At 42.6% G+C, this 15,219-nt stretch carries 11 protein-coding genes and 1 pseudogene; 6 read left to right on the forward strand and 6 right to left on the reverse strand.

Annotation, left to right across the window (positions count from 1 at the left end):
* Positions 1-459: 459 nt before the first annotated feature.
* Positions 460-1,158 carry a hypothetical protein gene (locus tag TOL2_RS04100; protein WP_014956274.1) on the forward strand — a complete coding sequence of 233 codons (699 nt, stop codon included), beginning with the start codon at positions 460-462 and terminating at the stop codon, positions 1,156-1,158.
* A gap of 56 nt (positions 1,159-1,214) precedes the next feature.
* Positions 1,215-2,336, forward strand: a complete 1,122-nt coding sequence (locus TOL2_RS04105) for a GNAT family N-acetyltransferase (RefSeq protein ID WP_014956275.1) — start codon at positions 1,215-1,217, stop codon at positions 2,334-2,336.
* 304 nt (positions 2,337-2,640) lie between these two features.
* Here TOL2_RS04105 and TOL2_RS04110 read toward each other — a convergent pair whose 3' ends face one another.
* Genes TOL2_RS04110 through TOL2_RS04120 form a run of 3 tightly spaced genes read right to left on the reverse strand, consistent with a single transcriptional unit; the run spans position 2,641 to position 5,472 of the window.
* Positions 2,641-3,474 (reverse strand): formate dehydrogenase subunit gamma, encoded by an 834-nt coding sequence (locus TOL2_RS04110; RefSeq protein ID WP_232508057.1) that lies wholly within the window; start codon positions 3,472-3,474, stop codon positions 2,641-2,643.
* Complete coding sequence (locus TOL2_RS04115) at positions 3,449-4,180, reverse strand: cytochrome c3 family protein (protein WP_014956277.1); 732 nt, start codon at positions 4,178-4,180, stop codon at positions 3,449-3,451. The genes TOL2_RS04110 and TOL2_RS04115 overlap by 26 nt, the downstream gene beginning before the upstream one ends.
* Before the next feature lie 17 nt (positions 4,181-4,197).
* Positions 4,198-5,472, reverse strand: coding sequence for a multiheme c-type cytochrome (locus TOL2_RS04120; protein ID WP_014956278.1), 1,275 nt, complete (start codon positions 5,470-5,472; stop codon positions 4,198-4,200).
* 457 nt (positions 5,473-5,929) lie between these two features.
* On the opposite strand from TOL2_RS04120, the pseudogene TOL2_RS04125 reads away from it, so the two are divergent.
* Positions 5,930-7,795, forward strand: a pseudogene (locus TOL2_RS04125) (methyl-accepting chemotaxis protein); the annotation flags it as partial.
* Positions 7,796-7,822: 27 nt separating this feature from the next.
* Here the strand turns inward: TOL2_RS04125 and TOL2_RS04130 are convergent.
* From TOL2_RS04130 to TOL2_RS04140, 3 genes are read right to left on the reverse strand one after another with little or no spacing between them, the layout of a single operon-like run.
* Positions 7,823-9,043 carry a class II aldolase/adducin family protein gene (locus TOL2_RS04130; RefSeq protein ID WP_014956280.1) on the reverse strand — a complete coding sequence of 407 codons (1,221 nt, stop codon included), beginning with the start codon at positions 9,041-9,043 and terminating at the stop codon, positions 7,823-7,825.
* Positions 9,028-10,821 carry an aldehyde ferredoxin oxidoreductase family protein gene (locus tag TOL2_RS04135; RefSeq protein ID WP_014956281.1) on the reverse strand — a complete coding sequence of 598 codons (1,794 nt, stop codon included), beginning with the start codon at positions 10,819-10,821 and terminating at the stop codon, positions 9,028-9,030. Before TOL2_RS04135 ends, TOL2_RS04130 begins: the two co-directional genes overlap by 16 nt.
* A 2-nt stretch (positions 10,822-10,823) precedes the next feature.
* Entirely contained in the window at positions 10,824-11,270 is a 447-nt protein-coding gene (locus TOL2_RS04140; RefSeq protein ID WP_014956282.1) for an arsenate reductase ArsC, read from the reverse strand.
* A 373-nt stretch (positions 11,271-11,643) separates the two neighbouring features.
* On the opposite strand from TOL2_RS04140, the gene TOL2_RS04145 reads away from it, so the two are divergent.
* The 3 genes from TOL2_RS04145 to TOL2_RS04155 all read left to right on the forward strand — a co-directional run bounded on the left by TOL2_RS04145 (position 11,644) and on the right by TOL2_RS04155 (position 15,188).
* Complete coding sequence (locus TOL2_RS04145) at positions 11,644-12,954, forward strand: pyridoxal phosphate-dependent aminotransferase (RefSeq protein ID WP_014956283.1); 1,311 nt, start codon at positions 11,644-11,646, stop codon at positions 12,952-12,954.
* A gap of 408 nt (positions 12,955-13,362) precedes the next feature.
* The gene (locus tag TOL2_RS04150) at positions 13,363-14,589 is read left to right on the forward strand and encodes an HD-GYP domain-containing protein (protein ID WP_014956284.1); all 1,227 of its coding nucleotides are present in this window, start codon (positions 13,363-13,365) and stop codon (positions 14,587-14,589) included.
* Between the two features lie 71 nt (positions 14,590-14,660).
* On the forward strand, positions 14,661-15,188 hold the full coding sequence (locus TOL2_RS04155; protein WP_014956285.1) for a hypothetical protein: 528 nt from the start codon (positions 14,661-14,663) through the stop codon (positions 15,186-15,188).
* The last annotated feature ends 31 nt before the right edge of the window (positions 15,189-15,219 follow it).

Consider the following 15,219-nt stretch of genomic DNA (forward strand, 5'->3'; position numbering starts at 1 on the left):
GGGGGCCTTATAATTTTTCAAGATGATCCAAACTATGCCGAAAGCCTTGGCTTTAAAGAATTTTCATAGTTAGGTGATTACCCATTCAACTGAAACAGTGCCGGAAGGGAAACCTTAATTTGAAATAATCACAACAATCGGTCAGAAAAGACAACGGGAAATGAAATTTGAATTATTTTTAAACTTTATTGCTAATTTTTTTATCTGTCAAGGAATTGATGTGGTCTATATGTTTGACTCATGGGATATTTTAAAAGGCTTTGATGTATTGATTCCGCAATCATGGCCTTTTTTGCTGCCCTTGCTTTCCTTGACAAAAAGCAACTTACTGTCTACATATTGCAGATTTGATATACGGTTTGTTTGGTTGGCAGTCGTAAATTATTTTTTTTTACGGCATTATTGCCATACAATTAATCGGCCATTGCCGGTAACGTTTACCCTTATCAGGAGTATACTATGAAAATTAACCTGAAACTTCCATCTTCCATGAGAATTTTATCGGTATTGATGGCTATCATCCTGATCCTCATTGTTTTCAGTACCATCGGGCAGGTTTCCAAATATTATCTGGGGCATGGCCGCTTATTGGGTTTTATCTCTCTTTTTTACCTGGATTATGAATCCAATATCCCCACCTGGTTTTCATCATTTATGCTTTTAAACGCCTCGGTATTATTGTTTGTTATTGCAATTTCAAAAAATATGCAAAAAGATCTCTATTGGTTTCAATGGGCATTTCTATCGGCAATATTTTTTTATCTTTCTATTGATGAGATTGCCATGCTGCACGAGCATCCCATTGAGCCGCTTCGGGATCTGTTCAATGCCGGCGGTTTTTTATATTACACATGGGTGGTTCCCGCTGTTATGGTACTGTTCGTTCTGGGTATCTATTTCTGGAAGTTCTTGCTCCATCTCCCTGCCCGGTCAAGAATGCTGTTTATCACTGCAGCGGCTTTTTATATAGGAGGGGCCATTGGCATTGAGATGATAAGCGGTTATCAGGCGGATCTGCATGGTGAGAAGAATATGGGTTATGTATTGATCATTACGGCTGAAGAAATGTGTGAAATGATAGGTGTCGCCGTATTCATATATGCACTTCGTCAATACTTGCCAAGCTCGGTGCAATCCGTTACCATCCATGTCAAATGATATGGAAACTGATTTTATCCGTAAAGGTTTTTATATTGTAAATAAGGTCTGAAAAATTGAAAATAACCATACTCGACTCCATAGAAAAAATATTAGAATTCGAAGATGAATGGCGGGAATTATCCAGTAGAACAAAGACATCTTTATTCTTATCATTTGATTTTATCCAATTGGTTTGGACTGTTTTTGATTCCCCCTCCCACACCCCACTGGTCATCGTGATCAGGGAAAATGGACAAACCGTTGGCATCGTGCCCTTCCGGCTATCGACTGAAAAGGAATACGGCATATCACTGCGAGTCATCCGATTCATATCAGAATGGCAAGGCGATAAGCCGGATATTATAACCACCATTGATCCAGATCGTATCAGGCAGGAGGTTTATACTTATCTGCACACTGATTTTCGTCTATGGGATAAAATTGTTTTGGCCGAGCAGGACTCGGAAGCGTCGGTCATCTGGAACATGTTGTTTTCAAGACGTACATATTTAACAATCATCCTGGATGATATGCTCTCCTATTTTATTTCAATGGAAGGGACTTGGGATGATTACCTGAAGCAATTGAAACAAAAGGTTAGAAGCAATTATCGAAATCGTACAAAAAGACTGGAAAAGCTCCCAGGTGAACTCAAAGTATTGCATTTTGAAGACAGGCATACTCTGGAAAAAGGGTTGGAGCGTTTCATAGCCATTGAAAATTCAGGATGGAAAAAAGATGCTAAAATAGGTATCGGGCAAAACAGAAAACATATTGCTTTTTATGCTGAATTATTGGGTCGGTTCAGCCTTCGAAATCAAGCCGGTATTTACCTGTTGAACAGCAACAGCACTGACATTGCCGGCCTTATCTTATTGAAATACAACGATGTTATTTATGAAAGTCAGATCACATTCAATCCTAACTATTCGAAATATTCACCTGCCATTGTTCTCAGGGCAGATGTCTTGAAAACATTATTTTCTTCATCCAATGGAAGTTACGATATGATGGGGATGTATCAACAACATCCAAAACATAAATCGGACTGGGCCACAAATACTAAACGAGTTGTCAGTATTCATATCTATAAAAAGACCAGGTTACTTCTGTTGCCCATAATTTTTGCAAAATATATCAAAACGACTCATCCGGCCCTTTGGGACTTGGTTAAACGACTGTTCTCCAGACGGTGAAGTCGTCCCCATCTTGAAAATAAAGCAAAAGAGATTGTTTTTTTTTCCATTAACAGCTTGCCGGTTTGCTGAAAAATGATTGAAAATTCAAAGTTCTGAAAAGTTCACCCGGAAAAGTTTTACCGAAGCAATTTATTGCTTTGGATGAAGATGATTTTGAGGATTTTTACAAAGGATTAAAAGCCCGCGCTTTAGCGCGCTAAGTTCAGGTAAGTTCATCAGCACCTTGATTTATCGTGAATACATGTCCATGGATTATCGTGATCGCTCTCATTTGTTGTTGCAGAGTGATCTGCCATGGCCTTTAGTGCAGTGTAATATAACGGCTGTATATGATTCCGTTTACCAGGAGATAAACACCAAATCCCAGGGCTGCATACCCGAAAATAAAATAAATTATTTTGTACCAGAGCGGCGGTGGTTTGGCTTTGATGGTTTCAAGTTGCCCTTCTTTTTTTAATTGCTCAAGCCATGCCGCTTTTTGAGTTTCCAACTCTTCTCTGGGAACGCTTCCGGTAAACATGGATTCATTCATGGGGAAGCTTGAAGGCTGCAGATGGCCGACGTAAAAATGGACAATGAAAATATAACACACAGCCAGGATGGCTTCCGCCCGGTGCAATAATACGGCAATATTCAATGTCCATCCGGGTACATAACGGCTTGCAACAATCGGATACATCAGCATTATTCCGGTAACGGCCAGCAGGGGCATCCCCCAGTAAACCGCCCAGTAATCAAATTTTTCCCAATAGGCCCAGCGATTCAGCTTAGGACGTGACCCCATCCCGAAAAACCATAGGATTCTTTGGCCCAGATGTTTTGCGTCGTGAACATTGGGTATCAGTGAATCAGGCCCGAAAAGGCTGGTCCATAAATCTTTCCGGTCGATTCTCGTCAACAAGTAGATCGTGTGAAAAATAAATCCCAGAATCATCAGTATTCCCACCCATTTGTGGATCAAAATCGAGGTGTCATATCCGCCGAAAACAGCATTCAGGTTTTTGCCCCAGACAGTTGGGTAAAACAGGCGGCTGAATCCGGTTGCCGTTTGAATCAAAAAGGTTAGAATCAGGAAAAAGTGAAACATCCTGTCCAAAATATTAAATCGCTTAATGCGTTCTGTCTGCATCATCATCACCTATCTTTTTTTTGCCGAACATTTCTCTTAGCCCCATCAATATGGCGTGGGGAATGAAAAAAGCCAGGGTGCCTGCCAGTAGTATCAGCATAAACCAGTATGAATAATACAGTGCCGGAAAACCTGTCCGTGCATCGGCAGATCCCGGGGCTGGTTCATGGACGACATATGTGGCAAAGGAGGCACTTGCACCTTCGTGGCATTTTGCACAGATATAGGCGTGTTTTCTGATGGGGTTCATGGGAGAATAGTAATGATTGAGGCTTGCTATGGGTTCCGGACCATGGCACTGCCTGCAGGTAAGATTTGCGCGGGTCGTATGGATATCTCGGGTTTCATCCAGATGACACTCTTCACACCGCCTGTTGTCATAAAATTTAATGCCACGATGCGAGTCAGCCAGAAGATTTCGATTGCGGATGGAAGCAGAAGTGGAACTGTAGGCAAAAGGTTCCTGATCAACACTTCGGAATTTTCTTACCAGCGGGCTTTCATGGCGTGGCCGCATTTCATATTCTTCATAATAGCCTGTGCTGACTTCATATTGCTTGTAGCGGTTGATATATGATGTCACCTCGTCTCCCTGTCCCAATGACCGGTCAGGGAAAAAAAGCTGGACAAGCAGCAGGGAAAACAGCAGGTAAAGCAGGGAGAAAGCGTTCATCCGGCCGGGTGTTCTATTGATATGAATCATATTTTGCATAACCTGCTCTCCGGATTTTAATTGGCTGTTTTATAGGGAATTGATTCAATTGTTTTGCCCACGGGTTTGGGTAATCTTACAAGAGCTTCCCAATCGGCTTGAAGTTCCTTAAGGTCTTCATTTCTATGCTTATGACAGGTCTGGCAGGAATTTGGAATTTTCGGGTTTCGCAAGGTGTCTTCCGGCAGCAATGTTACAAACACATGACTGTGGATATCGCCGGATTCCGCACTCTTTGCAATTCTGGGCATATGACAGCCCACACAGTTTGCAAAAGAATGAATGGAATGACCCAGGTTGTTGCTGATCATTTCATGGCAGCTCAGGCATTGTTTTGAACCTGCAAAAGAGGTCTGTGAACGTGTCGGCGGTATGCCGAGCTGATGCACATAATGACAGGATGTGCATGTGACCCCTTCCATTGAATGCTTGGATTGTTGCCAGTCGATAAATTGCTGATGATGTCCTTTGGAGAATTCATTGGCATATACATGTTTTACATCACCTGCTTCAAAAGAAGTGGATTTATAATATGCTTCAAGGGCCTTTCCCGGCTCGTAACCTACGGGCCATCCGCCGCCTTTTTTCATGGTTGCGTGGCCCCGGTTATGACAGGAGCCGCAAATTTGTGCTGCCACTCCCATGGTCAGCTTTGCCGGATTTATGATGGTGTTTCGTTTTTCAAACACCGCTGTTTTAGGGAGCGCTGCATGCCATGATCCCTTGCCGTGGCAGGCTTCGCATCCCACACCCGGTTCTTTGAAAGTGTTTTTTTCAAGATCTGCACCGGTTGCATGACATCCGCCGCATTTTAACAGCCAGGGTCTTTTGTCCCAGTCCTGCTCATGGTAATTGACCCACCGGTGGGTATCTGCATTGTACTGAATGGGAGAGATATAAAGCATATCGTCCTTTTTAACCAGGTAGCGTTGTTTCCACTGGCTTCCTATGGTGTAAAGGATCTCTTCTTTTTGGGGCACATAGATTTTGTCGGACGGGACTTTTAAGCTTTCTTCCAGCTTTGCCAAGTCTTCACGTATGGCCTTTTCATCGATTGGAACAATAATGGCATCTTCGTTGGCTTTTGCATCCTGGAGCATGCGGCTGTGCAGGGTCATTTTCCATGAATCGTAATGTTCCAGGTGACACATTTTGCAGGTGTCGGAACCAACAAAGTCTTTGGGCTGGGCGGTTACGGCAGCGATATCAACAACGGGCTCGGTGCTGCACGCCCACAACCCCAATGAAAAAATGATTAAAATTAGAATCTTTGCGAATGCTTTTGCCTTCATGGGTCCCTCCTTGAAGTTGTAATGCAGATAATACGATTTAATTTTTAACCGAATTAAATTGATTTAATACAAATCAAACAAAATAGATGGGTATGACTGCATTGAAAAAAGAATCACGAATTTCAAAAAATCACAATAATTAGTTGGAAAAGACAACTGGAGAAGAAATTCAAATAATATCTGAAGTTTATCGCTAAATTTTTAATCTGTCAAGGCATTGATGGAACCATAAAAAAAGCTTTGTTTTTTTTAATATCGCACGCTTGGATTAGTCTCGGTCATAATTTTGATTATCGTACGAATAGATGTTTTGATTGTTAAATTTTATAGAAAACAATTGCTTTGTCTTATAAGAGCATGCTAACCAGTTAAAGCTTTGTTGGAGATTCTTGATTATTTTATGAAAACTGCAAGAACTGAGGGAATTTATGACATGAAAATGCAATTGACATTGGGGAAAAAGATCGCTGTTGTAATTGGATTGATGTTGTTCTTGATGCTTATTGTTGGATCAAGCGGTTATTTGGGTTTATCGTCTGTATCAAAAGTTATGTGTTTTTATCAGGAAATCATTGAGTTACAGGAAATTACCTTTTCTGTTAAAGCGACTACGGATCAATATTTCCTGTCTGTTTACAGTGGTGATAAAGAGGTTCAAGATTCGTCTGTTGAAAAAGCCTTTGGCCTTCTTGATTCGGGAGTAAACAAAGTCGAAGAGCTTCTTGGCACAAGCATGATTGAGGAAAAAGAAAAAAAAGATATCCAAGAGCTGAATGCACCCCTCAATGATTACAGATCAGCTTTAAATCAATATGTCGGTATTGAGCAAGAAAAGGGCAGGCTTGCAACCTTAATATTAAAAAAATTTGGTGATTCAAATGTTCAGATCCAAAAAGGCATCATGTGGACTGAGCCGTTAGTTGTAAACAGTCGTATTGTCATAAGTCATTTCAACAGTTATGTTTTTCAGTCATCAAAAGGTAACTGGAAGACGTATGAAAACGGATTAGATGACTACAAATCAGTTCTTGATGAATGGTGCGCCAAGATCGAATTAAGCGATAGTCTCAGGCCTGTCGGTGAACAGCTCCATGTTCTGTACAATTCCTTGGAAAAGGTTTCCATTGATTATCATTCCCGCAATCTTCTACAAGAGGACTTGAAGATGAAAATGAATGACAGTAAAGACCAAATCAATAAAATTATTGGAGAATTGGCCGGATTTAGTAATCGGAAACTGGAGGATCAGATCAGGACATCGACGCTGCTGATATTCGGGTGCATCCTTGCTGCTCTTATGATCGGAATCATTGCGGCAATTTTGACTATAAAATCTACAGTCAATAAAATTAGAATTGTAATAGGCGGTGTGACTCAGGGCTCGGAACAGGTTTCTGAAGGTGCTAAACAGGTATCAAATGCCAGTCAGGTTTTGGCAGAAGGTGCTTCAAGACAGGCTGCATCCATCGAGGAAACTTCATCATCCCTGGAGGAGTTGTCATCCATGACACAACTCAATGCTGCCAATGCAAGCCAAGCAAAAACCATGATGGTCGATGTTCAGGATATAGTAAAGAAAGTCGATGGTCATATGATGGAGATGACCCGTGCAATTGGCGATGTCAATAAATCCAGTGAAGAGACCGGTAAGATTATCAAGACCATTGATGAAATTGCATTTCAGACCAATTTGCTGGCCCTGAATGCTGCGGTTGAGGCAGCCCGGGCAGGAGAGGCAGGTGCAGGTTTTGCAGTTGTTGCTGATGAAGTGAGAAATCTTGCCATGCGTTCGGCAGAAGCGGCCAGGGAGACGGCAGGCTTAATCGAAAAAACCATTTTGACCGTAAAAAAAGGTAATGATATAACAATACTGACACAGGATGCCTTTAAGGAAAATATGGACATATCCGGCAAAGTGGCTGAACTTGTGACTGAAATAGCATCTGCATCAAGTGATCAGGCTGAAGGGATCGAGCAGCTGAATATGGCGGTGCAGGAGATGGATAAAGTGGTTCAACAAAATGCGGCAACTTCGGAAGAGTCCGCCGGCACAGCAGAGCAGATGAACTCTCAGACCTTTCGGATGAAGGCTCATATCGGTAATCTGATAGCTATCGTGGGAAGGTCAGGCAAAAAGAAAAAGGGCATTGTCCGGGAGATCCGCCCCGATTATGGAGATAATGGAACACAGGTCGATTTTCAGACAAATCATCAAAGGCTTGCCGGTTTGCTGAAAAATGATCGAAAATCCAGAGCTCTGAAAAGTTCACCCGGAAAAGTGTTGCCGAAAAAGTTTATTGCTTTGGATGACGATGATTTTTAAAACGGGCTTTACATTTCTGCCTTAAGATTAAGGTCTTAAGTGGAAAATTTTTTCAAAATACAGGCGGCGGCAGTTATTTTCAACTTCCAGCAGAGTGGCAAAGGCATCGGAAAAATTTTCTTTTCCCGTGGTAAACAAACCATGGCCATATACAATAGCACTGTTTGACTGTTCAAGAGCCGGGGGCAGGGTGTTGCAAAGGCCGGTGGGGCCGGTGCCGACTTCCCCGGGTACAATTGGGGTGGTGCCGACATATCTTTTTTTCGGGCATTTGATGTGGCATTGGTCTGAAAAACAACAGGCAGCTTTTTCAGCAGGATCGCAATCCATGGATAAAATGACACAAAATTTGGGGTGGCCGTGCAGGATAGCTCTGTATTTGGTGCGGGCAATGATCTCCAGATGGGCGGACAGTTCACTTGAGGCGGTGAGTCCTGCGCTGGTGGAACCGTCTAAGGGGACCGGGTCAATGCACCCGGAAAGTGTATCCAGGGAACTTCCGGTCTGGCTGATGTAAAGGGTTTTGTGCCGGCAATAGGAGACATTTCCGAAATAAGAGTCCACAAGTCCGTATTCAACGGTTTTTTTGCCTGCTTCGATAATGGCGGAATAAACGGTTTCTTCATCCGGGAAAGGAGCGCGAATAAAATCGGGCAAAGGCTGTTGTTCCTGCTTTATATAAGGTAATACAGCGTCAAACAGATCGTGGGCATCGTCTGTGGCAGTCCCTGCTTGAAGTTTTTCCAAGTAATCTGTATAAAACTTAACAAAGCTTGCAAAACAAACGGAACTGACCGTAACAAAGCCCTGTTCAGGGCTGACCGTGCCGTGGGCTACAATGGCAGGGCCTTTGAAATCGTCATCGGGAGATTGTGGTGCAATGATCACGCTTTTTCTTTTTTTCAAAACCCGGATGATTTGGTCTGCACAAAAGTCTTTGATCACGGGCAGATCATGGAGAAATGTTCTTGTTTCACAATCTTTGGGTTGGATCAATCCATTGGATTTAAGAGCGTTTTTTGCCAGAAATCCCAGTAGACTGCCGTAGGGTTCGGCTGGTCTTAAAAATACCAGGGAATTGATATTGAGTTCTTTGAAAACATCTTCCAGAACCTTTGTCTCATCTGCTTTGCGGTTCCAGACCAGCGTATCATCCAACCCGCCTATCAAGGGCCTGCAAGGGCCTGCGTCACTACCCAGCTTTGCTTTGACAAGTTTGGCTGCATATGTATTTACAAGGTTTTCCATAAAAGTCCAAGTGTTTGTGCTTTTTCTTGTGTTGGAAGGCCTTTTGGGGTAAGCCCTCGAATATCATAATATTTTTTTCTGGCTTCCAGAAACGCATCCTTGCTGATGGGAGGGATAGGCATATTGTTTGAGCTTGATCCATGTTGTGTGAAAAATCGATCAGGAAGGTCATCTTCTCCGGCGTCAAATCCGTTCAAAGAATTGATGATCCTTTCGTTATAATAGATGCATTCCCCTTTTTTCAGAAGATCATGGGCAGTTGTTTCAATTCCTGTAACAGCTTCATAGGCAGTTGCGTATTCTTCCAGTCCGGCTGCAAAAAAAGTGAATTTGCAGGCGGTAAGTGAGTCCACCACGGCATTAAGGTCTTCAGCAATTTTTATGATCCTGGCTTTGCCGCTGAAGCTGAAGCGATCCGTGGCCACGGGTTTTCTGAAAATTTCATGACTGATGGGATAGGCCCTCAAATGGCATCCGCCCCTGGTGGACAGGGCATATCCCAATGCCATGCCGTAAGCACCCCTGGGATCATATGCAGGAAGTTCCATTCCCTTGACAGTCATGGCGGTTTGGGGTGATCCCATATGTTTTGCATATTTTTTTGCACCCATGGCCAGCTCTTTTCCTTCTCCTCTGCCAAAGGCAATATCATCCAAAAGAGACAACAGGGTTGCCGGCGTATAATCAAGGCCGGTTATTTCACGCCTGCAGGCCAGGGTTGACGCCGTTGATATGGTATCCATTCCATAGTCATTGCAACGTTTGTTTGCATTTACGACAAGATCGATATCCCGGCAGCCGATCAGTGCCGTAAAATGGGACATGGTTTCAAACTCCGGCATGCTGAGTTGTTGACCGTTTTTTGTGCCTGGCTTTGTCCCTGGTTTTGTACCTGTTTTTTTACAAAGAATATGGCAGCCCAGGCATCCGGTTTTTCGGGGAGCATAGGTTTTTGCGTACATGGCTGCATTAAGCTGGGACGCAGGCTCAAAACGGGTGCGGCAAAAATTATCCGTCGGCATCATCCGTCGGTTATCCATAAGATCATATACCGCCCCCGTACCCAGGCAGGTGAAACCGAACTGACCCATAAGGGCAGGGGAGGCGGCTGTGAGCCTCAGGATGTCTTCCCTGACCTGTTTTAATTGTTTAGTATCTTTTACCTTGCAATGGCCTGTGCCGTTCACAAGGATGTATTTGATTTTTTTTTGTGCAAAACAAAGTCCAAGTCCGCTCCTGCCTGCGGCAAAATGGCGATCCACAATTATGGAGGCATATTGCACACCATTTTCAGCCGCAGGTCCTATGCAGGCAAGTGAAGCCTTTTTCGGCATGATCCTGTTGTGAAGGATGGAGGTATCAACGCCCCATAATCCTGTAGCATCTTTAAATTCAATGCTGCAATTTTTAATTTCAATTCCAACCGGGGCCTGGCTTGTGCCTTTGATGACAATGCCGTCCCAGCCCGCCTGCTTGAGCCGGGTAGCCAGTTTTCCGCCAACGGATGAATCTCCCACAAGTCCTGTGAGCGGTGATTTTGAAATGATATGTCCTCGTCCTGATGTGGGGGCGATGGTTCCTGTCAGGGGGCCTGAAAAAATGCAGATTACCGTGTCAGGATGATTCCAGGGAAGGGTTGCGCACTCTCGCAGGTATTTGCCGCCCAATCCTTTGCCGCCTACATAGCGGTTATAAGTTTCAAGAATGGGTGTCTCAACTTCAATGCTTTTTTTTGTCAGGTCAATATGCAGTATGTTCCCGGTCCATCCGTATATCATTATTATAATCCAAAAGAGTGTGTCAAACTGTCAGGCAGCGTAAGAATGTAATCCTTGATTTCATCCCTTACTTTTCTATAGCAGTCAAGTTTTTTTTCCGGATCATCATGGTTTTTGGCCATTTTGGGCGGATCATCAAACCCAGCATGAATGACTCGGCTGCCGCCGGGGAACCAGGGGCAAGTTTCATGGGCATGACCACACACCGTGATCACATAGTCAAAACGTGAATGTTTGAATTCATCCAGATGCCTGGATCGGTGGTGAGAAATATCGACCCCGGCTTCGGCCATGACGGTTACGGCATGTGGGTTCAACCCATGGGTCTCAATCCCGGCCGAACAAACATCAATAAGGTTTGCTTTAAGATGTCTTGCCCATCCTTCTGCCATTTGGCTTCGACATGAATTGCCGGTACAAAGAAACAGGATCTTTAATTTTTCACTCATTTTTAATCTTTTATAGTGTGGAAGTTATTCAGTTATGTAATTCAGGATGTCTGGATTGTAAAGTTTAATTTAATATTTTTTTAAACATAAATTTTCCATGACATCCTTTGATGATTATGGTATGGTACATATTTTAAAAAATAAGAGGATAACTATGATCAACGATTTGAACTCCAGCATCTTTATCGCGTATTGTGCGGCGGCAGCGGCGGCGGCCGAATGGCCTGCGGTTCTGGAGGGGATTTAATGATTTGATTTCCTTATAAAAATTTCCAGGGCTGCAGGCAAGCAATTGCAGCTTTTTTTATTTAAAGGGTTGCAGCCTGTTGCAGCCCTTTTTTTATTTTAACACCTGAACAAAGGATCTTCTCCAATGAGAACAAGAATTGTACATATCGGCGCACAAGAGTTAACCTACGAGATCAGAAATATCATCCGGGTGGCTGACAAGCTCAAGGAGATGGGAGTAGAGGTCTATCTGGAAAATATCGGAGATCCAGTGGCAAAAGGAGAAAAGGTCCCGATATGGATGAAGCAGATTGTTTCCAAACTTGTCATGGAGGACGAATGCTACGGTTACTGCCCATCCCAGGGCCTGCTTGAAACACGGCAATTTCTGGTTGACATGAACAACAGCAACGGCCATTGCCGAATCACCCCGGATGATATTATCTTTTTCAACGGCCTGGGAGATGCCATAACCAAAGTTTATGGTTTTTTGCGCCGGACAGCCCGGGTGATCACCCCGTCACCCACCTACACTACCCACTCTTCATCTGAAGCTGCCCACGCCGGTCTCCCCCCGGTGTGTTATCCTCTTGACCCCAACAACAACTGGTTCCCGGATATTGATGAACTCAGACGCAGGGTCAAGTATAATCCTGCCGTAGCAGGCATCCTTCTGATCAACCCGGACAATCCCACAGGAACGGTTTTTCCGGAGAGCATACTCAAAGCTATTGTAGCCATTGCTGAAGAGTTCAACCTTTTTATTATTGCTGATGAAATTTATCAGAACCTTATTTATAATGGTAAAAAGTCCAAGCCCCTGGCTGCCGTTATCGGTGATGTCCCGGCTATCTCCATGAAGGGAATTTCAAAGGAACTGCCCTGGCCGGGTTCCAGATGCGGCTGGATCGAAGTGTATAATGCCCGTAACAAACCTGAGTTCAGCACCTATATTCAAACCATAGTCGGTGCAAAAATGGTGGAGGTCTGCTCAACCACCTTGCCCCAGAAAGCTTTTCCCCACATTGTTCAGCACCCAAAGTTTCAGGCTCACTTGGGAGAAAGACGGTTGCGCTATGAGAGATTTTCCGGAATTGCCTATGAAAGATTAAAGAAGATTCCCGGTATTTTAGTCAACCGAACTGACGGTGCTTTTTATATGAGCATCGTGTTTAAGGACGGCAAAGTGAATGGCAGGCAATCTCTGCCCATTTCAAATCCTTCTGTCCGCAGCCTGATTGAAAATCTCATTGATGACCCGAAAATAAATCCTGACAAACGGTTTGTTTATTACCTGTTGGGCGCAACCGGCATTTGCCTGGTTCCTCTTTCCTCTTTTAATACGGATCTGCAAGGGTTCAGGATGACTCTTCTGGAGCCGGATGAGAAGCGTTTCTGTGACATGATTGACACTCTTGGCAAGGGGATTGAAGACTATATCAATTCAGCAGAATAACGGTCGTACGCACAAATCAAATGCACACGACGGGTGTTTAAAACTATCAATATTAAAACTATCAATATCAACAGCACCCGTCGCTACAGGATTAAGCCGATACATTCTTCGTCATTGAGTATCAGTGTTGACACATCATCTTTACGCTGTGTGGGAAATAACTATTGACATATGGAATGCCAATAGTTAGATAAATGCCGATAATTAGATGTGTTGTATCGGTGTTTCAGAAGTTTTTTATATGAAAGAACTTCTAAACTGTTGAAATCAGATTTCTTTCATTTTTTGTTGTGCCAGGTCAATCTGCCATAGGCGTTAGTGCTATCCACTATCATTTGAGGCATTCCGGCTTTTGATGCAGTCCAGAGAGCTTTCAGTTATTTTGATATTTTTGGGAGTAATTAAAATTTGGATTTACAAATTGAGTATTTCAACGATGGAACAGCATTTCATGAAATTGACCCTTTATCCATAAATCCGGAAAATCTGATTGATTTTTCAATTTATGAAAAACAATCCTGCGGGACTCAAGGGTTTAGATTCCGATGTCTTCTGGTAGATTCACACTCTATTCCAAGACAAAGGCTCATGGAATTATTAAGATTCTGGAAAAAAGTCTATATTCATAAAAAACAATTGAAAATTTATAATGAATACCTGAACAACAACCTGGCATACTTTCTAAAACATGATGAAATTGATATTGTAAAAAAGACAGAAACATTGATTGATTTATCAACTGATGTTGTCAAAGAATGCTTTAAAACCAATTTTAGCATTACCAAAGATTTTAAAAAGTCGATCGATAATGTTCAGCGACTTCTTGCACAGGCCATAGAGTTTATATCTGATATTAATTCATTAAACGGAATTGCAGATTTAATCGGACACGACTATGAAACCCACCTGCATTCCATAAAGGTGGGTTGGCTGATGGCAACCTTTATCAATGCCAACAGGGAATTGTTTGGTGTGCAAAGGGGGCCTGAATTAAAGGGATTGCTGTTGCAGGCAGCTGTTGCAGGCTTTCTTCATGATATCGGGAAAATAAAAATTCCTCAAAATATACTTGGTAAAAAAGGGAAGCTCGATAACCTTGAATATATCATTATTCAGTGCCATACCGCATATTCTGCAAGTATTCTGTTTGATACGGGGCTTTCAAAGTTTTCCATGCAGGCGATTTTGTATCATCATGAGAATGAAGACGGCAGTGGCTATCCAAGCGGGTTAGGCTGCGAGCAGATTCCTTTGATCGCAAAAGTCTGCCACATTGTAGATGTGTTTGACGCTTTGACTTCAAAGCGGCATTATAAGGAATCCAAAACCCCTTTTGAAGCATTAAAAATTATGATCGGGGAAAATCCCTACCTTGATACCCTTAAAAAATTTGAACAAGAGGCGGTTGAAAATAAAAAAACACCTTTAACCGCAATTGTCAGGGATGATTATGATATAAAGCTCAGGCGGTTGAGAGAAAAAGAAATAATTGAAGAAGAAGCAAAAAAACGAGTGGAAGTCCGCATGAAACTAAGAGATAAGGGCATGTCACATTGTTTTAACAAAGAGCTGTTAAAACGATTTATTCATACCATTAACCAGTCTGAAAGCTTTGAGTTGTCAGGGGTGTTGTGAAAAAAAGATCATCAATCTGCTGACAGTAAGTTATCGGCAGCAATGGCTCAAAAGGAGAATATTGCCTGAAAATGAAAGGTCATGCCACTATCCCCTGGTCCTCAAATGATGAATGGAGCCAGGTTTTTATATTCATAAAAAAAATTGACAAATTATATGGGGGCAAACTTGAGATTGTCTCTGATATGGCCATCAAAATTCAGCAGAAATTTGAGAAAATATCAGAATCCATAGACATGGTTTGCTCACAAACTTGTGTGCAGTGTAAGGATATCTGCTGTTTAAGAGCGACCATATGGTATGATTTGAAGGATCTGCTTTATATTTATTTTGCCCGGAAGACATTTCCTGAGTCACAGATTTCAAAAAAAATGCAAAAGAATAAAAGAAAATCCTGCTGCTGGTTTTCCGAAAAAGGATGCACCCTTTCAAGGCTTGACCGTCCTTTTGTCTGTACCTGGTATTTTTGTCCTGTCCAGAAAAAATACCTGGCGCGTTATCATCATGAATTGAAACAAACCTTTGACCAGGCCTTGATGGAAATCAAAATTCTTCGAAATAAAATAGAAGAGGACTTTATCCGCCTCAGCATTTCCTGAGCTATAAATCTTTTTTTTTCTATGGTATGAT

It is taken from the genome of Desulfobacula toluolica Tol2 (genome assembly GCF_000307105.1).
In the GTDB taxonomy this organism is placed as follows: domain Bacteria; phylum Desulfobacterota; class Desulfobacteria; order Desulfobacterales; family Desulfobacteraceae; genus Desulfobacula; species Desulfobacula toluolica.